Source organism: Marinobacterium sp. YM272 (assembly GCF_050908845.1).
GTDB lineage: Bacteria > Pseudomonadota > Gammaproteobacteria > Pseudomonadales > Balneatricaceae > Marinobacterium_D.
On the sequence record NZ_CP194171.1, the window covers coordinates 768,055 to 792,153 of the forward strand.

The window sequence follows — 24,099 nt, forward strand, 5'->3', positions numbered from 1 at the left end:
AAGCCCCGGAGCAGGGAGCGCATCATGGATAGTTTCTTCAGTCTTTCCAAGCTGTTCTGGTTCCTTGCCCGTCCCGATCACCTGCTGGTCTGGATGCTGCTGGTCGGACTGTTCAGTCTCTGGGCTGGATGGCGCCGTTTCGGTGCTGTGCTGCTGGGCTGCAACCTGCTGCTGTTCCTGCTCTTCCTGCTGATGCCGCTGGGAGATGCCCTGCTGATGCCGCTGGAAAAACGTTTTCCACAAGCGGAAAAAACCGCCGATGTGGACGGTATTCTGGTGCTTGGCGGCGGTGAACTGGCCGAGGAGAGCCTGTTCTGGGGGCAGCCGCAGCTCAATCAGGCCGCTGAGCGCCTGATGATCATCCCCGTGTTGGCCCGCCAGTACCCGCAGGCGAAGATCGTCTTCTCCGGCGGCAGTGGCTCTGTGCTGCGACCGGAGTTTCGCGGTGGCGATGTGGCCAGCGAATACCTGGATGCTGTGGGTCTGTCCGATCGTGTGCTGATTGAGCGGCACTCCCGCAACACCTACGAGAACGCGCTGAATACCATCGACAGCCTGGAAGGCGTGCCCAAGGGGCGCTGGCTGCTGGTGACCTCCGCGTTCCATATGCCACGCTCCATCGGCGTATTTCGGCGCCAGGGTTGGGACCTGACGCCCTATCCCGTGGATTACCGCGCCTTGAGTTCTGACGGTGCCCGTCTGGACCCCGGACTGTGGGAGAACCTGCGTGATACCGAAACCGCCATGCGTGAATGGGTGGGGCTGGTTGCGTACTACCTGACCAACAAAACCAGTCAGCTGTTCCCGGCACCGCTGGAGCTGAAAGCGCCTGCTAATTGAGATCGATGAGCCAAGCTTTTATTGAACGACGCCCGGTACCGGAGCGCCTGCCCGCAGGTCTGATGGGATTGCATCCCGTGCTGGCCAGAATCTATGCCAGCCGTGGTATCTCCAGCCTCGATGAACTGGGCCGGCAGCTTAAGGAGCTGCTGCCGGATTCGGCCATGCGCGGCATGGATGCAGCGGTGGAGCGCCTGGTTCGTGCGCTGGTGCAGCGTGAGCCGATTCTGATCGTCGGTGATTTTGACTGTGATGGCGCCACCAGCACGGCGCTGGCGATTCTTGCTCTGCGTCAGTTTGGCGCCGCCAGCGTGGAATACCTGGTTCCCAACCGCTTTGAGTTCGGCTACGGGCTTAGCCCTGAGATTGTCGACGTGGCCGCGACCCAGGAGCCCGGCCTGATCATCACTGTGGATAACGGTATCTCCAGCATCGAGGGGGTCGAGCGCGCCCGCGAACTGGGTATCGATGTGCTGGTGACCGATCACCACCTGCCCGGTGAACAGCTGCCGGCAGCCTGTGCCATCGTCAACCCGAATCAGCCGGACTGCAGCTTTATGGCCAAGTCCACCTGCGGTGTGGGGGTGATCTTCTACGTCATGATCGCCCTGCGCCGTGCGCTGACCGAGGCGAACTGGTTTGCCGAACAGGGGATAAAACCGCCCAACCTGGCCAGCCTGCTCGATCTGGTGGCACTGGGCACCGTGGCCGACGTGGTGGCGCTGGAACGTAATAACCGCACCCTGGTGTATCAGGGGCTGCAGCGGATCCGCGCCGGGCAGGCGCGCCCCGGTATCCTGGCGCTGATCGAAGTCTCGGGGCGTCGGCGCGATATTCTGTCCGCCACCGATCTGGGCTTTGCCCTGGCGCCGCGTCTGAACGCGGCGGGGCGGCTGGAGGATATGTCGATCGGTATCGAATGCCTGCTCAGCGATGATTACGACTATGCGCTGGACCTGGCCCGGACCCTGGATGACCTGAACCGCGAGCGCCGCGGCATCGAACAGGAGATGCAGCAGCAGGCGCTGGTGCTGCTGGACCAGCTGCAGCTGGACGATGAAGCGCTGCCCTATGGCCTGTCGCTGTTTGATCCGGGCTGGCACCAGGGGGTGATCGGTATTCTGGCATCCCGCATCAAGGAGCGGGTGCACCGTCCGGTGATCGCCTTTGCGCCGGGGGATAATGGCGACATTAAAGGGTCGGCGCGCTCGATCCCGGGCTTTCATGTCCGTGACGGGCTGGCAGCCATAGACGCACTGCATCCGGGCCTGATCAAGAAATTCGGCGGCCACGCCATGGCGGCGGGGATGACACTTGCGGCTGAACAGCTGGATGCCTTCCGCGAGGCCTTTGATCGCGAGGTGCGACGTCAGCTGGATGAAGACGCACTGACGCATCGCGTCGTTACCGACGGCGCACTGAGTGCCGAGCAGTTCTCCATGGAGCTTGCTGAGCAGATCCGTGAAGCTGGACCCTGGGGGCATCAGTTCCCTGAGCCGCGCTTCGATGGTCGCTTCAGGCTGTTGCAGCAGCGGATAGTCGGCCAGCGTCATCTCAAGCTGGTGCTGATGGAGCCGCAGTCGGGGATGGCGCTGGATGCCATCGCCTTCAATATAGATACCCGGCAGTGGCCGGATCAGTCGGTCACCGAAGTGGAAGCGGTTTACCGGCTGGATATCAACGAATTCCGCGGTCAGCGGAATCTGCAGCTGATGATCGAGCAGCTGCAACCTGTATAACCGCATCTCTTAAACCAAGCTGGGTAGATAACCATGCATGAACTGAATCTGGAAGAACTGAGCGCACTGCTGGCCGTATTTGAGCGCGCAGGCGTCGAAGCCAACGAAAGCACCGAAGGGCAGCTGCTGGGCCGTATCCGCACCCTGCATGCGGAGAAGGAAGAACTGGCGTCCATGGACTTTGATGATTGCCTGGGCGGCGCCTGCAAACTCTAATAAATCGACTGCGCGACCCGTGGGCTGCGTTGCCCACGAGCCGCTCGCTAGGATTTAGTTTGGGAGATATATGTACTACGTAGGAGCCCACGTCAGCGCCTCCGGCGGTGTGGAAAACGCGCCGCTCAACGCGGCCGAGATCGGTGCCAACGCCTTCGCCCTGTTTACCAAGAACCAGCGCCGCTGGGATGCCAAACCGCTGACCGGTAAGAGTATCGAGGCGTTCAAGCGTAACTGTGAAAAGCACGGCTTCGGACCGGGGCAGATCCTGCCCCACGACAGTTACCTGATCAATCTGGGGCATCCGGAGGCGGAGGCGCTGGAGAAGTCGCGTAACGCCTTTGTCGATGAGATGCAGCGCTGCGAGCAGCTGGGGCTGACGCTGCTCAATTTTCATCCCGGCAGCCATCTGCGCAAGATCAGAGAAACTGACTGCCTGGCGCGGATTGCCGAGTCGATCAACCTGGCGCTGGATCAAACCCGGGGTGTGACGGCGGTGATCGAAAATACCGCGGGTCAGGGCTCCAACCTGGGCTGTACCTTTGCACAGATCGCCGAGATCATCGACCAGGTTGAGGACAAGTCCCGGGTGGGTGTCTGTCTGGATACCTGTCACACCTTTGCGTCGGGCTACGATCTGCGAACTACGCAAGCCTGCGAAGCGACCTTTGCCGAGTTTGCGCGCACGGTGGGTTTTGAGTATCTCCGCGGCATGCATATCAACGATTCCAAGGCGGCGCTCGATAGCCATGTGGATCGTCACCACAGCCTCGGGCAGGGTGAAATCGGCTGGGCGGTGTTTCGTTACATCATGCAGGATCAGCGCTTTGAGGGGATTCCTCTGGTGCTGGAAACCATCGATCCCGACATCTGGGCAGAGGAGATTCAGCAGTTGCGTCGCTTCTCTGTGGGGCAAACCGAAGTGGTCTGAGCTGTCACCTCGCTGTCATGGAATCGCCATAAACTGACCTATCCAGGAATGGTTTTACAGGTGGCTTTCTATGGTTCAGGGACGGTTTGCAGGCGGGGCATTAGACAGCGGCCAGGCGGAGGCGGAGCTGCTCACGGAGATTATCCGCGAGCAGCGTCTCTACCCGGTTTTTCAACCGATAGTCGACCTCTCCACCGGGGAGTGTTTCGGTCACGAAGCCCTGATCCGGGGGCCGGAGGGGACCTCCCTTTACTCGCCCTATCACCTGTTCAACGCGGCCATCCGCAACCATCTGCAGCACCGGCTGGAGCTGCTGTGTCGCCGCTGCTCCGTGGAGCGCTACTCGGCGCTGGGGTTGCAGGGCAAACTGTTTCTCAATGTCTCCGCGTCGCTGCTCAGCACGCCTGAACATCAGCACGGCTTCACCGCCGAGCTGCTCGGCGAGCTGGGGATTCCGCAGGAGAACATCGTTATCGAACTCTCCGAGCAGCACCCCTTTGATCACCATGGGCTGACCCGTTCCGCCGTCGATCACTACCGGGAAATGGGTTTTCACATCGCCATCGATGATCTCGGCAGTGGTTACTCTGGCCTTAAACTCTGGTCCGAGCTTCACCCCGATTACGTCAAGATCGATATGCACTTTGTCCGTGGTATCGAGCGCGATTCGGTGAAGCGGGAGTTTGTCCGCGCCATCTGCAATATCGGCGATACCCTGGACTGCAAAATCATCGCCGAGGGCATAGAAACACTTGAAGAGCTGCATGCACTTCAGGAAATGGGGGTACGCTACGGCCAGGGCTTCCTGCTCGGGCGCCCGGCCCGGGAGCCGGATCTGCTGATCGAGCCGCTGGTGGTACGCCACGGCTATCTGCAGAGTCGCAGTGACTGCCGCATGCTGGCCCAGGCGGATACCGCACGGGTGCTGGTGCGCAGTGTACCTGCAGTGGTGGCGGATGCGCCCCTGCATGAAGTCAGTCAGATTTTCAGTAACGATCCGCAGGTGATCTCCGTGCCGGTGCTGGTTAACGGCGAGCCGGCGGGGGTTGTGCGCCGGGCGGATCTGCTGGCGCGGTTCGCCGCGAAGTATGGGCGTGCGCTATACGAGCAGCGACCGGTCTCCCGGTTGATGCAGACGGATGTGCTGATCGTGCCCGCTGACACGCCGCTGGAGAAGGTCTCGCTGATGGTGACCGGGCAGGAGGAGTCGCTGCTGATCCAGCAGGATCTGGTGATCGTCGAGGACGGCTGCTATCTCGGCATGGGCAATGTGCGTGACCTGCTCAGGCGGATGACCGAGTTGAAGGTGCGTAACGCCCGCTTTGCGAACCCTCTCACGCTGCTGCCCGGTAGCGTGCCGATCAACAGTGAGGTGGACCGGCTGCTGCAGCGGGCCAGTGACTTTCATGTGGCCTATATCGACCTGAACCACTTCAAGGCGTTTAACGACAGTTACGGCTATACCCGGGGCGATGAGCTGATCCGTGAACTGGGTGAGCTGCTGGTGCGGTTCGTCTCCTTTGATGATAACTATCTGGGTCATGTGAGTGGCGACGACTTTGTTGTCCTGTTCCGGCACCACGACTGGCGTAAAACCTGTGAGTCGATCCTCGCCGCCTTTGAGGAGCGGGTGCAGACCTTCTGTCATGCTGCCGACCTGGAAGCCGGCGGAATCTGGGCACCGGACCGTCATGGCCAGAAGGCCTTCTATCCGCTGATCAGTCTGGCCATAGGTGTGGTGCATCCTGACCCCTACCAGTGCTCCAGCTGTCACGAGGTCGCCGAGCTGGCCCTGGAGGCGAAAATGCAGGCCAAGGCCAAGGGCGGCAACGCGCTCTACCTCTCTCCCCGGCGTGCGCCGGACCTTCTGCCGGCGGGTTGCCGCAGCGCCTGATCCCGCCGGCCATTTGCCCCTGTGTCTGAGAATCGCGGTATAGTAGACCGATCTCAGACACAGGGAGTGACCCAATGCAAAAGCCGTGGCAGGCCGAATTCGGTCGGGATGACTACTGCATCGAGGACGATAGCCGGGTGTTTGACGGTTACTTCAAGATGCACCGTCTGACACTCAGTCACAAACGTTACCAGGGTGGCGAAGTTCGCATTACGCGCGAGCTGTTTCGCCGCGGCAATGCCGTATGTGTGCTACTGTATGACCCTTATAAGGATGCGGTGGTGATGGTGGAGCAGTTCCGCGTTGGCGCGCTGGATGCCCCCGAAGGTCCCTGGCTGCTGGAACTGGTGGCGGGTATTGTCGAGCCGGGCGAAAGTGCCGCCGATGTCGCCATCCGCGAGAGCGATGAGGAGGCGGGCATGAAACTCGGCGGAGTCAGAAAAATCTCCCGCTTTCTGCCCAGTCCCGGTGCCTGTGATGAATGGATCGACCTGATGTTCGCCTGTGTCGATGCCAGCGATGCTCAGGGGGTGCACGGCCTGCCCGAAGAGGGCGAGGATATTCGCGTACGTGTGCTGGCCGCCGACGAGGCCCTTGAACTTGTGCGCAACGGGCGCATCAATAGTGGACCGGCGATAATTGGTCTACAGTGGCTTGAACTGAATCGCGAATCGATACGCAACGAGGAGTTATCCGAACAACGATGAAACGCAAGTATGTACCCGACCTGACGCGACAGAGTTCTGTCTGCGAGGCCAACTACGCACGGCTGTTGAAGCTGCTGCCCGATCTGGATACTCAGGATCAGCGCGAGTATCAGATCAGCTGGCAGGGGCGCAGTGCGGTCGTTCGGCTGCAGGTCGAGGAGCGTTTCCGCTACACCAGCACGGTGATGGTGAGCCAGCAGATGGAGAGCGATTCCCGCTGGCTCGACGCCCCGCAGCTGCTGGTGCGGCTGTATCACGATGCCGGCATGGCCGAGGTGATCTGCATTCGCCAGCGCCGCCAGCTCTCCGGGCGTTACCCCTATCCCAATCCGCAGATGCATCAGCCGGACGAGAAGGCGCAGTTGAACGACTTTCTCGGCGAGTGCCTGAGCCAGTGCCTCAGCCACGGCCACCTGATGGAGCCTGTCTTCGTTGGCTGATTCCGCATCCCGCGCTGTCTTCCTGCTCCAGCTCACCGATTGCCACCTGATGCCCGAACCGGGACAGCTGTTTCGCGATATCGACGCCGACAGCCAGCTGCGCCTGGTGGTGGATGATGTGCTGGCCAGTGGCTTGCCGGTCGATCATCTGCTGTTGACCGGTGATCTGGTGCATCACGGCAACGCTGAAGCCTACCGGCGGCTGCTGGATATTCTCGCGCCTCTGCCCGGTAAGCGGCACTGGATACCCGGCAACCACGATGAGATCGGTGCCATGCGGGCGGCCAGCGCTATGCCCTGTGGTCGGGAAGAGGTGGATCTGGGGCACTGGCGCCTGCTGCTGCTCGACTCCACCAGCTACCCGGATGGGCGCGGCAGTGGATCACTGAGTGAAACCGAACTGGTTTGGCTGGAGCAGCGTTTGGCACAATCCACCGAACGTCCCGTACTGATCGCCCTGCACCATAACCCGGTAGCCACCGACAGCGACTGGCAGGATGAAATCATGCTGGGTAATGCCGCCGACTTTACTGACTTGGTGGCGGCTGCGCCCCAGGTGAAAGCGGTGATCTGCGGCCACCTGCATCAATCCCAGGCGCGCTCTATCGGTCAGGCTCGCTTTTGGTGTTCGCCGTCCACCAGTGTCCAGTTCAAACCGGCCCAGGCTGATTTTCTGCTGGAGAGCGGCGGTCCTGATGCATCTCCCGGCTACCGCTGGTATCGGCTGTATCCGGACGGCCGGGTTGAGTCCGGCATGCGGCGCCTGGCTCAGGTTGCGCCAGATCCCGAGCTTGGGTAACGTTCCCGGCATCCACAAGATTCTGAACAGGTGTTGCTGATGGCCGATCCGGTATATATCTATGTGCACGGCTTCAACAGCTCGCCGGCGTCCTGGAAAGCGCAACTTTTTAAGCGCGCGCTTGAAGAGCGCGGTATCGGGGAACGCTTTCGCTGTCCAAAACTGTCACACTGGCCGGAGCAGGCGATCGCCCAGCTGAATGCTGAGCTTGAGCGCGCCGCCGCAGAGCCGGTGGTATTGATTGGCAGCTCGTTGGGAGGCTACTACAGCAGCTACCTGATGGAGCAGGCGGCGCAGCGTGACTCCCTGCGTGCAGTGTTGATCAATCCGGCGGTGCGCCCCTACGAGCTGCTGAGTGAATGGCTGGGGGAGAACACCAATCTCTATACCGATGAGCACTACCAGCTGACCGAGCGCCATCTGCAACAGTTGCTCGCGCTGGATACCCCTGAGCCGAAAGCGCCGGAGCGTTACCTGCTGCTGGTGCAGACCGCCGATGAAACCCTGGATTATCGCCAGGCTGTGGATAAGTATCGCGCCGCAGCCCAGTTCGTGCAGCCCGGGGGCAGTCACGGATTTGACCGGTTTGAACAATTGATTCCCGCTATTTTCGCCTTTGCCGAAGGGCGCATCGCGCTTCCCGAGCCGACGCCGCTGCCGGCAAGCGCACTCTGATACAGGAAAACAGACGGATGTCTAAGCAATACAACGCCGAAGCGATCGAGGTACTGAGCGGACTGGACCCGGTACGTCGTCGTCCGGGCATGTACACCGAAACCGACCGCCCCAACCACCTGGCGCAGGAGGTGATCGACAACTCGGTGGATGAGGCGCTGGCCGGTCACGCCCGCCGTATAGAGGTGACACTGCATGATGACGGCTCCCTGTCGGTCAGTGATGACGGCCGCGGTATGCCGGTGGATATCCACCCGGAAGAGGGCGTCAGCGGTGTCGAACTGATCCTGACCCGGCTGCATGCCGGCGGTAAGTTCAATAACGACAACTACACTTACTCCGGCGGCCTTCACGGTGTCGGCGTTTCCGTGGTTAATGCGCTTTCCAAGCTGCTCAACCTGGAGATCAAGCGCGATGGCCAGGTGTACAAGATGGCGTTTGCGGATGGCGAGAAAGTCTCCGATCTGGAAGTGGTGGACAGCTGCGGCAAACGCAACACCGGTACCACGCTGCGTTTCCTGCCCGATCCCAAGTACTTTGACAGTCCCAAGTTCAGCGTCAGCCGGCTGAAGCACAATCTGCGCGCCAAGGCGGTGCTCTGTCCGGGGCTGCGCGTGGTGTTCACTGACGCCAGCGGCGCCAAGAAAGAGAAAGAGGAGTGGTACTACGAGGATGGCCTGGTGGCCTACCTCAAGGGTAACACCCAGGTTTACGAGACCCTGCCGGCAGAGCCCTTTACCGGTCATCTGCAGGGCGAAGAGGATGCCGTTGAGTGGGCGGTGCAGTGGCTTTCCGAAGGCGGTGAAATTACCGCCGAAAGCTACGTGAACCTGATTCCCACGGCGCAGGGCGGTACCCACGTCAACGGCCTGCGCTCCGGTCTGCTCGATGCGATGCGTGAGTTCTGTGAGATCCGTAATCTGCTGCCGCGCGGTGTGAAGCTGAGCCCGGAAGATGTCTGGGAGCGCTGCTGCTATATCCTGTCAGCGAAGATGCGCGACCCCCAGTTCGCCGGCCAGACCAAGGAGCGTCTCTCCTCGCGCCAGATCGCCGCGTTCATCTCCGGTACCGTGAAGGATGCCTTCTCCCTCTGGCTTAACCGCCACGTGGAGGAGGGGGAGAAGATCGCCGAGCTGGTGATCGCCAACGCCCAGCGCCGCATGCGCTCAAACAAGAAAGTGGTGCGCAAGAAGGTGACCCAGGGGCCGGCTCTGCCCGGCAAACTGGCGGACTGCTCCGGTGTGGATATGACCCAGGCCGAGCTGTTCCTGGTGGAGGGTGACTCCGCCGGTGGTTCGGCCAAGCAGGCGCGTTCCCGCGAGTTTCAGGCGATCATGCCGCTGCGCGGAAAGATTCTGAACACCTGGGAAGTGGAATCGGGCGAGATCCTGGCGTCCCAGGAGATCCACGATATCTCCGTGGCGATCGGTGTCGATCCCGGCTCCGACAAACTCGACGGCCTGCGCTACAACCGGATCTGTATCCTTGCCGATGCGGACTCCGATGGCCTGCATATCGCAACCCTGCTCTGCGCCCTGTTCGTGCAGCACTTCCGTCCGCTGGTGGCGGCGGGGCATGTCTACGTGGCGATGCCGCCGCTGTACCGCATCGATGCCGGCAAGGAGGTCTACTACGCGCTGGACGAAGAGGAGAAACAGGGCATCGTCGAGCGGATCAAGGCGGAGAGGCGCAACGCGAAAATCAACGTGCAGCGCTTCAAGGGCCTGGGTGAGATGAACCCGATGCAGCTGCGCGAGACCACCATGGCGCCGGATACCCGTCGCCTGGTTCAGCTGACCCTGACCGATGGCGACGATACTTTCGAAGTCATGGACATGCTGCTGGCTAAAAAGCGTTCTTCTGATCGCAAGCAATGGCTGGAGAGCAAAGGTAACCTGGCTGAAGTGATCTGATCATGCAGGGGGTCTATAATTAGAGCATTGAGCCGGCAATGGATGCGGGCTCACAACCGCTTGTCGAGGGTGTGCTCATGTCTGCTTATCGGACCCCCTGTCGCTGGTTTTTGTTGGTCTCTCTGCTGCTGACCACATGGAGTGTGACGGCCGTAGAACTCCCCGCAGGACCGGGACAGCTGACTCAGGCTGCCGGTGAAATGAGGCCGGACTGGCTCCGTCTGCGTGCGCTCTATGACAGGTCCGATAGCCCCTATCTCTGGTATGACTCGGAGGGTACCCCGGATACCGCCCTGATCGATTCGCTGCTTGATGCGGTTGATCTTGCCTACGCGCAGGGCCTGTCTCCCACCCGTTATCACGATGTTCGATTAAGTCAGGAACAGGATCCCGCCGTCAGGGACCTGCTGCTGTCAGATGCGCTTATTCGCCTGCTGGCGGATTTGGGACGTGGCCAGGACGAAGCCGCTCTCGACCGTCTCTGGTACCTGCAGCGGCCGGTCATCGACCCGGTGGCGCAGGCCTGGACTGCGCTGCAGCAGCGTGCCCCGAAAGAACGCGCTGCGAGCCTCGCTCCCGAGACCGCCCAATACCGGGCGTTGGTTGATCTTTACGGTCGCTACCGTGAGTTGGCGAAAAGCGTTCAGCCGCTGCCGCTGCAACTGGAGGGGTTGCTGGAACCCGGTGATCAGGCGCCCATAGTGCCGGCGCTGCGCGACCGGCTGATCCAGCTTGGCGATGCCGAGCCCGATCCGCTGGCACTGGAGACCGCGCCCGATCTGTATGACCAGCCAATGGTCGAAGCGCTTGAACGTTTCCAGTCACGCCACGGGCTTAAAGAGGATGGGATTCTGGGGCCGAAAACCCTGCGTGAGCTGAACCGTACCCTGGAGCAGCGTCTGGCTCAGCTGGAGGTAAACCTGGAGCGCTGGCGCTGGATGCCCCGGGAGCTGGGTGAGCGCTATATTCTTGTCAGCCCGGCGGGATATTTTCTCGAGCTGGTCGTCGATGATCAGGTCAATTTCTATGCCCGCACCATCACCGGCAGGCCGCGTCGTCCGACGCCTTCGTTTCAGTCCGATCTCAGCTATCTCACGGTTAACCCCGACTGGACGGTGCCGAGACGGATCATGCGCGAAGATCTGCTGCCGAAGATTCGTGCCGATATCAACTGGCTGGCCGAAAACCGGGTGCGGGTACAGTTGCACCAGGAGGGGCGTTGGCGCTTCGTTTCTCCACAGGAGATCGACTGGCAGAACCCGGGTAACATCCGCCTGATTCAGGCGCCGGGTGCCGGTAACGCACTGGGGCAGCTTAAATTTGGCATGGACAACCCCTTCTCGATTTACCTGCACGACACACCATCCAAATACCTGTTCGACAAACCGCTGCGGCCGTTCAGTTCCGGCTGCGTCCGTGTCGAGGGGATCGACAGGCTGGTGGATCTGCTGGTGTCCGGCTCGCCTGCCATGCAGGACTGGGTGAACACTGCACTGGCAGAGGGGGATAAGCAGATCAGGCGCCTGCCTGAACCGGTGCCGGTGTATCTCGTCTACCTTTCAGCCTGGGTTGATACCGAGGGCAGGGCACAGTTCCGGCCGGATATCTACGGCCTTGATGAGCAGATTCAGGCGCGGCTGGAGCATGCGGGCCGCCTTCCCGATAACCGAGTTGCTGCATACAAGTGATTAAAATATATACATATGTTGCTTTATTGGTTAGCATTTGAACTATTGAAGGAATTTATAGCCAAAGGATTAAACCTAGAATCGACACCCTGAGGTAACACACGAGTGCCGTTCAAACGTAGTACGAGGTTAGCCGCGCCTCTCTCCCGCCGCGGCTTCATGAAGGGCTTTGCAGCCACCGCTGCAGGGCTTTATGTCCCCAAAACCTTCGCAGCCATACCCCACGAAAACGAGCGCCATATCGCCCTGCACAACCTGCATACCGGCGAAAAGGTGAAGTTGACCTACTGGGAAAAAGGGAATTACCTCAGTGAAAGTCTGGCCGAAATTGACCATGTGTTGCGTGATTTCCGCACGGGTGATGTGCATCCGATGGATCCGGCGCTGATCGACATGCTTCACGTTCTCAAGCTGAGAGCGGGCCGCAAGGCGCCTTTCGAAATCATATCCGGTTACCGCTCGCCAAAGACCAACAACATGCTGCGTTCAAACAGCAACGGCGTTGCCAAGAAAAGTCTGCATATGCAGGGCAAGGCGATGGACATCCGCATGCCCGGCATGGATCTGCATCAGCTGCACAAGATGGCGGTGGATCTTAAGGTAGGCGGCGTCGGGCTCTACAGCGAGTCCAACTTTATCCACGTGGATACCGGCCGGGTACGTTACTGGGGTAGCTGATCCATAAGGTGCAGGTTGCCGCGATAGCAGCGGTCTATTCCCGTCGGCATGAAAAACCGGCTTCCAGGGGTAGATAGCGAGGATCGTTCGTGGACAGCTTGCCCGGCATACACTAAAATATTGCCGGTTTTAGCCGCAGGTCTGTGGCGAATCAGCAGAATTTTTGTAGAAGCGAGGTGAGCCCAGGGCTCGACCTCGCTTTTTTGCACGTATGAGGCGGTGTTTTGAGGCTCTTGGGCTTCACGCCTGAGACGGCACTCTCTTTCAGATCATAAAATTTTTAGCGCACGCGCGGGGAGGTTCAATTGACGCGACCAGCCATTCTGGCCCTTGAAGATGGCAGCGTATTCCGGGGGGTAGCGATTGGCGCCGATGGAGAGTCCAGTGGTGAGGTGGTATTCAATACCTCGATGACCGGCTACCAGGAGATCCTTACCGATCCGTCCTACTGCCGCCAGATCGTCACGCTCACCTATCCGCATATCGGTAACGTCGGCGTCAATGCCGAAGACGAAGAATCCCGTGACCTCTGGGTTGCCGGGCTCGTCATTCGTGACCTGCCGCTGCTGGCGAGCAACTTCCGCAGCGAGAAAGCGTTGGATGAGTACCTGCGCGACAACAATATTCTCGGTATCGCCGATATCGATACCCGTCGCCTGACCCGCATCCTGCGTGAAAAAGGCGCGCAGAACGGCTGCATCATGGCCGGCGACGCGATTGACGAAGAGAAGGCGCTTGAGGCTGCTCGCGCTTTCCCGGGTCTGCAGGGAATGGATCTGGCCCGCGAAGTCAGCGTTAAAGACAGCTTCGAGTGGAACTCCAGCACCTGGAAACTGGGCGAAGGCCATCAGGAGATCGCCGGTGCGGATCAGGACTTCCATGTAGTCGCTTACGATTTCGGTGTTAAAAGCAACATTTTGCGCATGCTGGTCGAGCGCGGCTGCCGTCTGACGGTTGTACCGGCGCAGACCCCGGCCGCTGACGTGCTGGCGCTGAATCCGGATGGTGTGTTCCTGTCCAATGGGCCTGGCGATCCAGAGCCCTGTGACTACGCGATCGATGCGATCCAGCAGATCCTGGCGACCAAGCTGCCGGTGTTCGGTATCTGCCTGGGCCACCAGTTGCTGGCGCTGGCATCCGGTGCCAAGACCGTGAAGATGAAGTTCGGTCACCACGGTGCCAACCACCCGGTACAGGATCTGGACAGCACTCATGTGATGATCACCAGCCAGAACCACGGCTTCGCTGTCGATGAGACAACACTGCCGGATACGCTGCGTGCGACCCATAAATCCCTGTTCGATGGTTCCCTGCAGGGGATCGAGCGCACTGACTGCCCGGCGTTCAGCTTCCAGGGTCACCCTGAAGCGAGCCCCGGTCCGCACGACGTGGCGCCGCTGTTCGATCGCTTTATCGAACTGATGCGTGCCCGTGCCTGAGGCAAGACGCTCCACAAGCCCTGAACTGAAAACAGCGACGACCGGTTAATACAGATGCCAAAACGTACGGACCTTAAAAGTATTCTTATCCTCGGCGCAGGCCCCATTGTCATCGGCCAGGCGTGCGAGTTCGACTATTCCGGAGCACAGGCGTGTAAAGCGCTGCGTGAAGAGGGTTACCGGGTCATCCTGGTGAACTCCAACCCGGCTACCATCATGACCGATCCGGTGATGGCCGATGCGACGTACATCGAGCCGATCAACTGGAAAACCGTAGCCAAAATTATTGAAAAAGAGCGTCCTGACGCGCTGCTGCCGACCATGGGTGGCCAGACCGCACTGAACTGTGCGCTGGATCTGGACCGCGAAGGCGTGCTGGCGGAGTTCGGCGTAGAAATGATCGGTGCCTCCCAGGATGCCATCGACAAGGCGGAAGACCGCGAGCGCTTCGACAAGGCGATGAAGAACATCGGCCTGGAATGCCCGCGTGCGGCGATCGCCCACAGCATGGAAGAAGCGCTGCAGGTGCTGGATTCCATCGGCTTCCCAGCAATTATTCGTCCCTCCTTCACCATGGGTGGTTCTGGTGGCGGTATCGCCTACAACCGTGAAGAGTTCATCGAGATCTGTGAGCGCGGTCTGGACCTGTCACCGACCAACGAGCTGCTGATCGATGAATCCCTGATCGGCTGGAAAGAGTACGAGATGGAAGTTGTTCGCGACAAGAACGACAACTGCATCATCGTCTGCTCCATCGAGAACTTCGATGCCATGGGCGTGCACACCGGTGACTCCATCACCGTTGCACCGGCCCAGACCCTGACCGACAAGGAGTACCAGATCATGCGTAACGCATCGATCGCGGTACTGCGTGAGATCGGCGTGGAAACCGGCGGTTCCAACGTCCAGTTCGGTGTCGATCCGAAGACCGGTCGCGTTGTCGTTATCGAGATGAACCCGCGTGTATCCCGATCCTCGGCGCTGGCCTCCAAGGCCACCGGTTTCCCGATCGCCAAGATCGCGGCCAAGCTGGCGGTGGGTTACACCCTGGATGAGCTGCAGAACGATATCACCGGTGGTCGTACTCCGGCATCGTTCGAGCCGGCTATCGACTACGTGGTTACCAAGATTCCGCGTTTCACCTTCGAGAAATTCCCCCAGGCCAACGACCGTCTGACCACTCAGATGAAGTCCGTCGGCGAGGTGATGGCGATCGGCCGTACCCAGCAGGAATCCCTGCAGAAAGCGCTTCGCGGCCTGGAAGTGGGCTCAGACGGCTTCGACCCGATCGTTGATCTGAGCAACGAAGAGGAAGCCCGCGATGAAGTGATCGCCGAGCTGAGTCAGCCGGGTGCCCAGCGCATCTGGTACATCGGCGATGCCTTCCGTCTCGGTATGAGCGTTGACGAAATCTATAACCTGAGCGGCGTTGATCCCTGGTTCCTGGTACAGCTTGAAGACCTGATCAAGGAAGAACAGCGTGTCTCCGAGATGGCGCTGAGCGAGCTGGACAAGGATCAGGTGTTCCGTCTCAAGCGTAAGGGCTTCTCTGACTCACGCCTGGCTAAGCTGCTGGGTGTGTCCGAAAAGCAGTTCCGCAAGCAGCGTCAGAAGCTGGGCGTGCGCCCGGTATTCAAACGTGTTGATACCTGCTCTGCCGAGTTCGCGACAGATACTGCCTATATGTACTCCAGCTATGAAGAGGAGTGCGAAGCGGCGCCGTCCGAGCGTGAAAAGATCATGGTTATCGGCGGTGGTCCGAACCGTATCGGTCAGGGTATCGAGTTCGATTACTGCTGCGTACATGCGGCGCTGGCAGCCCGAGAAGACGGTTACGAGACCATTATGGTCAACTGTAACCCGGAAACCGTTTCTACCGATTACGACACTTCCGATCGTCTCTACTTTGAACCGATCACCCTGGAAGACGTGCTCGAGATCGTTAACGTCGAGAAGCCCAAGGGTGTCATCGTTCAGTACGGCGGTCAGACCCCGCTGAAACTGGCGGTTGCCCTGGAGCAGGCCGGAGTGCCGATCATCGGCACCAGCCCGGAAGCGATCGATCGCGCCGAAGACCGTGAACAGTTCCTGCAGATGCTCAAGCGTCTGGGACTGAAGCAGCCGGAAAACGCCACCGTGCGTTCGCTGGAAGAGGCGATCATCCAGGCGAAGACTATCGGTTATCCGCTGGTGGTGCGCCCCTCCTACGTGCTGGGCGGCCGTGCCATGGAAATCGTCTACAAGGAAGACGAGCTGCGTCGCTACATGAACACTGCGGTTCAGGTCTCCAACGACGCGCCGGTATTGCTGGATCACTTCCTGAATGCGGCGATCGAGGTCGATATTGACGCGGTCAGCGATGGCAAAACCGTAGTTATCGGCGCCATCATGCAGCATATCGAGCAGGCCGGTGTTCACTCCGGTGACTCCGCGTGCTCGCTGCCGCCGTACAATCTGGCGGCTGACGTCCAGGACGCGATGCGCGAGATGGTGCGCAAGATGGCGCTGGAACTGGGCGTTATCGGTCTGATGAACGTGCAGTTGGCTTACCAGGATGGCGAGATCTACGTCATCGAGGTTAACCCGCGTGCGTCCCGTACCGTGCCGTTTGTTTCCAAGTGTATCGGCGTCTCCCTGGCGGCTATCGCAGCACGGGTCATGACCGGCAAAACCCTGGAAGAGCTCGGTTTTACCGAAGAGATTGTGCCCAAGCACTTCAATGTCAAGGAAGCGGTATTCCCGTTCAACAAGTTCCAGGGCGTTGACCCGATTCTCGGCCCGGAAATGAAGTCCACCGGTGAGGTGATGGGTACCGGCGAAACCTTCGGTGAAGCGTTCATGAAGGCGCAGCTCGGTGCCGGTGAGCGTCTGCCGCGCAAGGGTACGGCCTTTATCTCAGTGCGTGATGTGGATAAAGCGGGCGTTGTCGCCGTGGCTCAGGATCTGGTAGAACTGGGTTACAAGCTTGTTGCAACCGCAGGCACCGCCGCGCTGTTGAGCGAGAACGGTATCGCTGTCGAGCGAATCAACAAGGTGGCTGAAGGTCGACCGAATATCGTCGACATGCTGAAAAATGGAGAGATCGCCTACGTCATCAACACGACGGAAGGGCGCAAGGCAATTGCCGATTCTGCTGAAATCCGCCGCTCTGCGCTGCAGCACAAGGTGCCTTACACCACCACGCTGGCAGGCGCTGCAGCCACCGCGGAAGCGCTGAAGTATGGTGAAGAGAAGACCGTACGTCGTCTGCAGGATCTGCATTCAGGAGTCGCATAATGAATCGAGTACCCATGACTGTCGAAGGCGAGAAACGTCTTCGTGAAGAGCTGACGCATCTCAAGTCGGTAGAGCGGCCCAAGGTGATCGGTGCGATCGCCGAGGCCCGCGAGCATGGTGACCTGAAAGAGAACGCCGAATACCATGCTGCGCGAGAGCAGCAGGGATTCATCGAAGGCCGTATCCGTGAGCTAGAGCACAAGCTGTCCCTGGCTCAGGTGGTGGATGTGACCGCTATCGATCATACCGGCAAGGTGTTTTTCGGTACCACCGTTGAGCTGATCAACCTGGATACCGATGCGACGGTTCGCTACCAGATCGTCGGTGACGACGAGGCGGATATCAAGGCAGGTAAAATTTCGGTCAACTCTCCGATCGCACGTGCACTGATCGGCAAGGAAGAGGGTGATATCGCCTGCGTGGAAACGCCGGCCGGTGCCACCGAGTACGAGATCGCTGAAGTGCACCACATCTGATCTGGCGTCAGGACGCAAAAAAGCCGCCCCGGTTAACCGAGGGCGGCTTTTTTATGGCAGAGGATTGTCGCTTACTGCGGGCGAAGCAGGTTGGACAGCTTCGGATTGGGCTGGCGAGCGGCGCGGTAGATCAGCGCGATATTGCCGATCTCCTGCACCAGTGTTGCTTCCACGACAGCGCAGAGTTCGCGAATCATCTCTTTCTTGACGCTGCGGTCGCCGACGACGAACTTCACCTTGATCAGTTCATGATCCTCAAGCGCGCGATCGACTTCCAACTGGATGTTTTCGGTCAGACCGTTGCCGGCAACGGTGACGATCGGATTCAGGTTGTGTCCCAGGGTGCGGAACTGCTTCTTTTGCTCGGGGGTCAAGCTCATACTAGAATATGGTGCCTCGTTGAAAGGGGAGTTTCCCAGGCGGGTTGAACTGTAATTTTAACCGAGTTGCTGAAATTAGAGTAGCAACTCGGTCTCAGAGACGAGTTTCACGTGGCAAAATCGAAAAGTAGCGGGCGCTGGCTGAAGGAACATTTCGACGACCAGTACGTCAAACGCTCGAAAGAGGCAGGACTGCGCTCTCGTGCCAGTTTCAAGCTGCAGGAGATAAACGCCAAGGACAAGCTGTTCAAGTCTGGTTGTACGGTGGTAGATCTGGGTGCGGCGCCCGGAGGTTGGTCCCAGGTGGCGGCAGAACTGGTTGGCGAGCGCGGTCGCGTGGTGGCGTCGGATATTCTGCCGATGGATCCTCTGGCGGGTGTCGAATTCATTCAGGGCGACTTTACCGAGGAGGAGGTTCTTGAAAAGATTCTCCAGGCGCTCGGTGGTGATCGTGCTGACCTTGTAATCTCCGATATGGCCCCCAATATGAGTGGTAACGCCTCTATCGATCAGCCGGCGGCCATGTACCTGGTCGAACTGGCGCTTGATCTTGCCCGACAGGTGCTTAAGCCTGGCGGCAACTTCCTGGTCAAGGTGTTTCAGGGCGAAGGGTTTGATGCCTATCTGGCGGATATGAGGTCGAGCTTTACATCGGTGGTAACTCGCAAGCCCGATGCATCCAGGGCGCGATCAAGAGAAGTCTACCTGCTCGGAAAAGGCTTCGTGCACGTAGAATAGAATATTGACCGACCGGGGGGCTGCATGCTCAGCTGAACTCTGGTCGAATAAGGGCTGCCGAAACGCCCCTGATGGCAGTCACAGCGTATTTTGAGAGAACCGAGGGTAGCTCATTGAACGATATGGCAAAAAATCTGGTGCTCTGGTTGGTGATCGCCGCCGTGTTATTGACGGTGTTCAACAACTTCAGTACTGAACCTGATTCCCGCCGCGTGAATTACTCCGACTTTGTCGAGGAGGTTCAGGCGGACCGCGTCGCCAAGGTTACGATCGATGGCTATACCATTGTAGGCCAACGGACCAACGGCGAACGTTTTGAAACGGTGCGCCCGGCTGTGCAGGATCCAAAGCTGATCGATGATCTGCTGCAGCATAATGTCATTATCGAAGGTAAGCAGCCGGAGCGGCAGAGTATCTGGACCCAGCTGCTCGTTGCCTCCTTCCCGATCCTGATCATTATCGCAATCTTCATGTTCTTCATGCGCCAGATGCAGGGCGGCGGAGGCGGCAAAGGCGGCCCCATGTCCTTTGGTAAATCCAAGGCGCGCATGATGAGCGAAGACCAGGTGAAAACCACCTTCGATGATGTGGCCGGCGTTGAAGAGGCGAAGGAAGAGGTCGCTGAACTGGTGGATTACCTGCGTGATCCCGGCAAGTTCCAGCGCCTCGGCGGTCATATTCCCCGCGGTGTGCTGATGGCGGGCTCCCCCGGTACCGGTAAGACGCTGCTGGCGAAGGCGATTGCCGGTGAAGCCAAGGTGCCGTTCTTCAGCATCTCCGGCTCTGATTTTGTCGAGATGTTTGTCGGTGTCGGTGCATCCCGTGTCCGTGACATGTTCGAACAGGCCAAAAAACACGCACCCTGCATCATCTTTATCGATGAGATCGATGCGGTGGGTCGTCACCGTGGCGCCGGCATGGGCGGCGGTAATGACGAACGTGAGCAGACACTGAACCAGCTGCTGGTAGAGATGGATGGCTTCGAGGGTACCGAGGGTATCATCGTGATCGCCGCCACCAACCGTCCGGACGTGCTCGACCAGGCACTGCTGCGCCCGGGTCGTTTTGACCGCCAGGTCCATGTGGGTCTGCCGGATATTCGCGGCCGGGAACAGATTCTGAAGGTGCATATGCGCCGTGTTCCGCTGGGCGATAATGTCAAGCCGGAGCTGATTGCGCGCGGTACCCCGGGATTCTCCGGTGCGGATCTGGCCAACCTGGTTAACGAGGCGGCGCTGTTTGCGGCGCGTGAAAACCGCCGTACAGTCGGTATGGATCAGTTTGAGAAGGCCAAGGACAAGATCATGATGGGCGCAGAGCGCAAGTCCATGGTCATGTCCTACAAGGAGCGTCTGAACACCGCCTACCATGAAGCCGGTCACGCCATTATCGGTCGCGTGATGCCGGAACATGATCCTGTGTACAAGGTGTCGATCATTCCGCGTGGTCGTGCGCTCGGTGTGACTATGTTCCTGCCGGCAGAGGATCGCTACAGCCACAGCCGTCAGTCGATCATTTCGCAGATCTGCTCGCTCTATGGCGGCCGTCTGGCGGAGGAGATGACGCTGGGTAAGGAGGGGGTTACCACCGGTGCCTCCAACGACATCCAGAAGGCCACCATGCTGGCGCGCAACATGGTCACCAAGTGGGGTCTGACCGATGAGCTCGGTCCGCTGCTCTACGGTGATGAAGACGACGATCCGTTCGGTCGTGGAATGGGCCAGGCCGCCAAGGCGATGTCTGACGAGACCCAGAAAGCGGTCGATATTCAGGTGCGCAAGATCATCGATGACTGCTACGCCAAGGCAAAGCAGATCCTCGAAGAGAACCGCGATATTCTCGACGCCATGGCCGAGTCGCTGATGAAGTACGAGACCATCGGTTCCGATCAGCTGGATCAGCTGATGGCGCGCGAGCAGGTTTCGCCGCCGGAAGGCTGGGTCGAAGCTCAGGAACGTGCCGATCGCGCCGAGCGTGATATCGAAGAAGCCAAGGCTACCCAGCGTGATACGGCATCTGAGCAGGATGAGCGTGACCAGGATGTTCCGGAAGCGGATGATGCCGATAGCGAGCGTGCACAGCGCCGTGGCCGTGATGCTGACGCGGATCCTGATGAGCCAAAGGCGGACTGACGCGGTTAGCGAATAGTCCATACGGATAGTCCCGTACATTTTGATAAACTGTCGAAGCCAGCCTAATGCTGGCTTCTTTTTTTAGCCAAGGTCGAACTCTGGGAGTGGCGAGTGATAACCGAACTGAAGTGCGCCGATCGCATTCTGGATCTTAAGCGGGTACAGGTCATGGGCATCCTGAATGTGACTCCCGATTCATTTTCGGATGGGGGTAATCTCTACCAGGCATCGCGCCTGTCGGTGGATAAGGCGCTGGTTCATGCTGCCAATATGATCGCCGATGGCGCATCGATGATCGATGTGGGTGGTGAATCTACCCGCCCGGGAGCAAGCCCTGTCGGTGTGCAGGAAGAGCTGGACCGGGTTATCCCCGTGGTGGAGCGTATCAAGGCTGAGCTCGATACCGTGATTTCGGTGGATACCAGCGCACCTGAAGTGATGGTCGAGGCGGCCAGGGCGGGTGCCGGACTGCTCAACGATGTGCGCTCGTTTGCCAAAGAGGGGGCGCTGGAAGCGGCGGCAGGTACAGGACTTCCGGTGTGTATCATGCACATGCAGGGCGCGACTCCCGCGACCATGCAGCTGGCACCGCACTATGATGATGTGTTGGCTGAGGTGTATGACTTTCTCTCACAGCGTGCGGAGCAGTGTGTGGCGGCCGGTATTCCTCGAGAGTCCATAGTCGTGGATCCCGGTTTTGGTTTCGGTAAAACACTGGAGCACAATTTGACCCTGTTGCGCCGCATGGACGAGCTGGAACGGCTTGGGCTGCCGCTCCTGGTGGGTACGTCACGCAAGACCATGGTGGGACAGGCACTGGGGCGGGAGGTCGGTGACCGTCTGGCCGGCAGTTTGGCCACCGTTGCCTTGGCGGTAGAGCGTGGCGGTCGTATTATTCGCGTCCATGATGTTGCGGCCACCACGGACGTGGTGCGCATGACCGAGGCCGTTCTTTACGGTGCTGGGCAGGAGAAGATATGAGCAGACGCTATTTTGGTACCGACGGGATCCGCGGGACTGTCGGAGAGTTTCCGATAACGCCGGATTTTATGATCAAGCTCGGCTGGGCCGCCGGTTGTGTATTCGCCCGCAGCGGTCGCAGCAGCATCGTGATTGGCAAAGACACCCGTATCTCCGGCTACATGTTTGAGTCGGCGCTCGAAGCGGGGCTTTCCGCTGCCGGCGTGGATGTGCTGCTGACCGGACCGATGCCAACGCCGGCGGTGGCTTATCTGACACGGGCGTTCCAGGCCAGTGCCGGTATCGTGATCAGCGCCTCCCACAATCCTTTTGATGATAACGGTATCAAGTTCTTCTCCGCCAAAGGCACCAAGTTGCCCGACGCAGTGGAACGGGCGATCGAAGCGCAGATGGATCTGCAGATGTCTACCGCCAGCTCTGAGAATCTCGGCAAGGCGCGCCGGATTAACGATGCGGCCGGTCGCTATATCGAATTCTGTAAATCCACCGGCGGTGGCAACCTCACCCTGAAAGGGATGAAAATCGTCATCGATTGCGCCAACGGTGCGACCTATCACGTGGCGCCAAATGTATTCTCGGAGCTTGGCGCCGAGGTCGTGGAGATCGCTTCGTCCCCGGATGGTCTGAATATCAACGAGGGGTGTGGTGCCACGGCGCCTGAAAACCTGCGTAAGATCGTCAAGGCGGAAAAGGCTGATCTCGGCATCGCGCTGGATGGCGATGGTGATCGCCTGATTCTGGTTGATCATGTTGGTGAAGTGGTCGACGGGGATGAGATCCTGTTTATTATCGCCAACGCTCTGCGTGACCAGGGGCTGCTCGAGGGCGGGGTGGTCGGTACTCTGATGTCTAATTTCGGCCTGGAGCAGGCCTTTAAGCGCCTGGATATCCCGTTCCAGAGGGCTGCGGTTGGTGATCGCTATGTCATGGAAGCCCTGGCTCAAAATGACTGGATGCTGGGTGGCGAGAACTCCGGCCACGTTGTGTGCCGCCATTTGACCTCAACCGGTGATGGCATTGTATCGGCGGTACAGGTGCTCAAGGCGATGGCGGATAGCGGCAAGTCTCTGCATGAGCTCAAGCAGGGGATGACCAAGTTGCCCCAGGTGATGATCAATGTGCGTCTTGCGCGCAAGGTTTCCCTGCAGGGAAATGTCGACCTGGAACAGGCGGTCGCGGCGGCTGAAGAGCGCCTCGGTGATGCCGGTCGGGTGTTGCTACGTCCTTCCGGTACGGAGCCCGTTGTGCGGGTAATGGTTGAGGGTGAGGATCATGCCCTCGTTGATGCAATGTGTCGCGAACTTGCTGAAAAGGTAGAAAATATTCTATCTGCGCTTGTAAGTTGAAAAAGCCTCAGTTAAGATTTGCGCCTCTTTCGTAAGGGGGTCCCGATGCGCAAAGCGCTGGTAGCTGGAAACTGGAAGATGAACGGGCGCGCTGAAGCAAACAGCGAGCTGGTTACCCAGGTCCTGGCAGGGCTTGATGCTCAGGTTGATTCTGATTCGGTCGATGTGATGGTGTTTCCGCCGTCGATCTTTATTCACCAGGTTAAAGGCCTGGCGGGTGATAAAATTGGGGTCGGAGCTCAGAATCTTTGCGAATTCGGTGATGGTGCCTTCACGGGTGAGCTGTCATCGGGAATGCTGGTCGACGCAGGCTGTAACGCTGTTCTGATCGGTCATTCCGAGCGCCGTTCCATGTTCGGTGATACTGACGAACGGGTGGCGGCGAAAGTTAAGGCTGCGCTGGCAGCTGATCTGACACCGGTGCTTTGCCTTGGCGAATCGCTGGAGCAACGTGACAGTGGCGATGCCCTGGAAGTTGTAGCAGAGCAGTTTCGCATAGCGACCGAAGGCCTTGGCGAAGAGCAGATGGCTCGACTGGTAATCGCTTATGAGCCGGTCTGGGCGATCGGCACCGGCCGAACCGCGACTCCGGAGCAGGCGCAGGAAGTTCATGCGCACCTTCGCAGCGAGCTGGCCAAGGTCGAAGCCGAGTTGGCCGCAAAGGTTCGGATCCTGTACGGCGGTAGCTGCAATGCCAAGAACGCGGCAGAGCTGTTCGCTCAGGCAGATATCGACGGTGGTCTGATCGGTGGTGCTTCGCTGAAAGCTAATGATTTTGTAGCGATCTGCCAGGCGGCAGGCGCTCGCTAAG

The 24,099-nt window shown here is 59.4% G+C and carries 21 protein-coding genes; 20 read left to right on the top strand and 1 reads right to left on the bottom strand.

From position 1 onward, the window contains the following. Positions 1-24: 24 nt before the first annotated feature. The 15 genes from ACQUQP_RS03630 to greA all read left to right on the top strand — a co-directional run bounded on the left by ACQUQP_RS03630 (position 25) and on the right by greA (position 17,711). The gene (locus ACQUQP_RS03630) at positions 25-840 is read left to right on the top strand and encodes a YdcF family protein (protein WP_432697455.1); all 816 of its coding nucleotides are present in this window, start codon (positions 25-27) and stop codon (positions 838-840) included. Positions 841-845: 5 nt separating this feature from the next. Beyond that, positions 846-2,579 (top strand): single-stranded-DNA-specific exonuclease RecJ, encoded by a 1,734-nt coding sequence (gene recJ / locus ACQUQP_RS03635; RefSeq protein ID WP_432697456.1) that lies wholly within the window; start codon positions 846-848, stop codon positions 2,577-2,579. A gap of 33 nt (positions 2,580-2,612) precedes the next feature. After that, positions 2,613-2,795, top strand: a complete 183-nt coding sequence (locus tag ACQUQP_RS03640) for a hypothetical protein (RefSeq protein WP_432697457.1) — start codon at positions 2,613-2,615, stop codon at positions 2,793-2,795. A gap of 70 nt (positions 2,796-2,865) precedes the next feature. After that, positions 2,866-3,726: a deoxyribonuclease IV gene (gene nfo, locus ACQUQP_RS03645; RefSeq protein WP_432697458.1), complete on the top strand. Its 861-nt coding sequence runs from the start codon at positions 2,866-2,868 to the stop codon at positions 3,724-3,726. 70 nt (positions 3,727-3,796) lie between these two features. After that, entirely contained in the window at positions 3,797-5,620 is a 1,824-nt protein-coding gene (locus ACQUQP_RS03650) for a GGDEF domain-containing protein (RefSeq protein ID WP_432697459.1), read from the top strand. Positions 5,621-5,694: 74 nt separating this feature from the next. Beyond that, positions 5,695-6,327 carry an NUDIX domain-containing protein gene (locus ACQUQP_RS03655; protein WP_432697460.1) on the top strand — a complete coding sequence of 211 codons (633 nt, stop codon included), beginning with the start codon at positions 5,695-5,697 and terminating at the stop codon, positions 6,325-6,327. Continuing rightward, entirely contained in the window at positions 6,324-6,767 is a 444-nt protein-coding gene (locus tag ACQUQP_RS03660; protein ID WP_432697461.1) for a DUF1249 domain-containing protein, read from the top strand. The genes ACQUQP_RS03655 and ACQUQP_RS03660 overlap by 4 nt, the downstream gene beginning before the upstream one ends. Then, positions 6,760-7,566, top strand: coding sequence for a phosphodiesterase (locus ACQUQP_RS03665; RefSeq protein ID WP_432697462.1), 807 nt, complete (start codon positions 6,760-6,762; stop codon positions 7,564-7,566). Before ACQUQP_RS03660 ends, ACQUQP_RS03665 begins: the two co-directional genes overlap by 8 nt. A gap of 39 nt (positions 7,567-7,605) precedes the next feature. Continuing rightward, the gene (locus tag ACQUQP_RS03670; protein ID WP_432697463.1) at positions 7,606-8,241 is read left to right on the top strand and encodes a YqiA/YcfP family alpha/beta fold hydrolase; all 636 of its coding nucleotides are present in this window, start codon (positions 7,606-7,608) and stop codon (positions 8,239-8,241) included. Positions 8,242-8,258: 17 nt separating this feature from the next. Then, positions 8,259-10,154 (top strand): DNA topoisomerase IV subunit B, encoded by a 1,896-nt coding sequence (gene parE / locus ACQUQP_RS03675; protein WP_432697464.1) that lies wholly within the window; start codon positions 8,259-8,261, stop codon positions 10,152-10,154. 77 nt (positions 10,155-10,231) lie between these two features. Beyond that, positions 10,232-11,842: a L,D-transpeptidase family protein gene (locus ACQUQP_RS03680; protein WP_432697465.1), complete on the top strand. Its 1,611-nt coding sequence runs from the start codon at positions 10,232-10,234 to the stop codon at positions 11,840-11,842. A gap of 105 nt (positions 11,843-11,947) precedes the next feature. After that, positions 11,948-12,520 (top strand): YcbK family protein, encoded by a 573-nt coding sequence (locus ACQUQP_RS03685; RefSeq protein ID WP_432697466.1) that lies wholly within the window; start codon positions 11,948-11,950, stop codon positions 12,518-12,520. A 305-nt stretch (positions 12,521-12,825) separates the two neighbouring features. Next, complete coding sequence (gene carA, locus ACQUQP_RS03690) at positions 12,826-13,959, top strand: glutamine-hydrolyzing carbamoyl-phosphate synthase small subunit (protein ID WP_432697467.1); 1,134 nt, start codon at positions 12,826-12,828, stop codon at positions 13,957-13,959. A 54-nt stretch (positions 13,960-14,013) separates the two neighbouring features. Then, complete coding sequence (gene carB / locus ACQUQP_RS03695; RefSeq protein ID WP_432697468.1) at positions 14,014-17,235, top strand: carbamoyl-phosphate synthase large subunit; 3,222 nt, start codon at positions 14,014-14,016, stop codon at positions 17,233-17,235. Beyond that, complete coding sequence (greA, locus tag ACQUQP_RS03700) at positions 17,235-17,711, top strand: transcription elongation factor GreA (RefSeq protein WP_432697469.1); 477 nt, start codon at positions 17,235-17,237, stop codon at positions 17,709-17,711. Before carB ends, greA begins: the two co-directional genes overlap by 1 nt. Positions 17,712-17,782: 71 nt before the next feature. On the opposite strand, the gene ACQUQP_RS03705 is transcribed toward greA, so the two are convergent. Then, entirely contained in the window at positions 17,783-18,091 is a 309-nt protein-coding gene (locus tag ACQUQP_RS03705) for a YhbY family RNA-binding protein (protein ID WP_432697470.1), read from the bottom strand. 111 nt (positions 18,092-18,202) lie between these two features. Between ACQUQP_RS03705 and rlmE the strand changes: the two genes are divergently transcribed. The 5 genes from rlmE to tpiA all read left to right on the top strand — a co-directional run bounded on the left by rlmE (position 18,203) and on the right by tpiA (position 24,098). Next, on the top strand, positions 18,203-18,829 hold the full coding sequence (gene rlmE / locus ACQUQP_RS03710) for a 23S rRNA (uridine(2552)-2'-O)-methyltransferase RlmE (RefSeq protein WP_432697471.1): 627 nt from the start codon (positions 18,203-18,205) through the stop codon (positions 18,827-18,829). Between the two features lie 122 nt (positions 18,830-18,951). Further along, entirely contained in the window at positions 18,952-20,961 is a 2,010-nt protein-coding gene (ftsH, locus tag ACQUQP_RS03715) for an ATP-dependent zinc metalloprotease FtsH (RefSeq protein ID WP_432698670.1), read from the top strand. A gap of 114 nt (positions 20,962-21,075) precedes the next feature. Beyond that, positions 21,076-21,942 carry a dihydropteroate synthase gene (gene folP / locus ACQUQP_RS03720; RefSeq protein WP_432698671.1) on the top strand — a complete coding sequence of 289 codons (867 nt, stop codon included), beginning with the start codon at positions 21,076-21,078 and terminating at the stop codon, positions 21,940-21,942. Continuing rightward, complete coding sequence (gene glmM, locus ACQUQP_RS03725; RefSeq protein WP_432697472.1) at positions 21,939-23,288, top strand: phosphoglucosamine mutase; 1,350 nt, start codon at positions 21,939-21,941, stop codon at positions 23,286-23,288. Before folP ends, glmM begins: the two co-directional genes overlap by 4 nt. A 45-nt stretch (positions 23,289-23,333) precedes the next feature. Further along, positions 23,334-24,098: a triose-phosphate isomerase gene (tpiA, locus tag ACQUQP_RS03730; RefSeq protein WP_432697473.1), complete on the top strand. Its 765-nt coding sequence runs from the start codon at positions 23,334-23,336 to the stop codon at positions 24,096-24,098. Position 24,099: the final 1 nt, after the last annotated feature.

Coding starts and splice junctions, on each gene's coding strand:
- nfo (WP_432697458.1), top strand. CDS start 2,866: ATGTACTACGTAGGAGCCCACGTCAGCGCCTCCGGCGGTGTGGAAAAC.
- ACQUQP_RS03680 (WP_432697465.1), top strand. CDS start 10,232: ATGTCTGCTTATCGGACCCCCTGTCGCTGGTTTTTGTTGGTCTCTCTG.
- greA (WP_432697469.1), top strand. CDS start 17,235: ATGAATCGAGTACCCATGACTGTCGAAGGCGAGAAACGTCTTCGTGAA.
- tpiA (WP_432697473.1), top strand. CDS start 23,334: ATGCGCAAAGCGCTGGTAGCTGGAAACTGGAAGATGAACGGGCGCGCT.
- ACQUQP_RS03640 (WP_432697457.1), top strand. CDS start 2,613: ATGCATGAACTGAATCTGGAAGAACTGAGCGCACTGCTGGCCGTATTT.
- carB (WP_432697468.1), top strand. CDS start 14,014: ATGCCAAAACGTACGGACCTTAAAAGTATTCTTATCCTCGGCGCAGGC.
- ACQUQP_RS03660 (WP_432697461.1), top strand. CDS start 6,324: ATGAAACGCAAGTATGTACCCGACCTGACGCGACAGAGTTCTGTCTGC.
- ACQUQP_RS03655 (WP_432697460.1), top strand. CDS start 5,695: ATGCAAAAGCCGTGGCAGGCCGAATTCGGTCGGGATGACTACTGCATC.
- ACQUQP_RS03670 (WP_432697463.1), top strand. CDS start 7,606: ATGGCCGATCCGGTATATATCTATGTGCACGGCTTCAACAGCTCGCCG.
- ftsH (WP_432698670.1), top strand. CDS start 18,952: ATGGCAAAAAATCTGGTGCTCTGGTTGGTGATCGCCGCCGTGTTATTG.
- glmM (WP_432697472.1), top strand. CDS start 21,939: ATGAGCAGACGCTATTTTGGTACCGACGGGATCCGCGGGACTGTCGGA.
- ACQUQP_RS03650 (WP_432697459.1), top strand. CDS start 3,797: ATGGTTCAGGGACGGTTTGCAGGCGGGGCATTAGACAGCGGCCAGGCG.
- ACQUQP_RS03705 (WP_432697470.1), bottom strand. CDS start 18,091: ATGAGCTTGACCCCCGAGCAAAAGAAGCAGTTCCGCACCCTGGGACAC.
- parE (WP_432697464.1), top strand. CDS start 8,259: ATGTCTAAGCAATACAACGCCGAAGCGATCGAGGTACTGAGCGGACTG.
- recJ (WP_432697456.1), top strand. CDS start 846: ATGAGCCAAGCTTTTATTGAACGACGCCCGGTACCGGAGCGCCTGCCC.
- ACQUQP_RS03630 (WP_432697455.1), top strand. CDS start 25: ATGGATAGTTTCTTCAGTCTTTCCAAGCTGTTCTGGTTCCTTGCCCGT.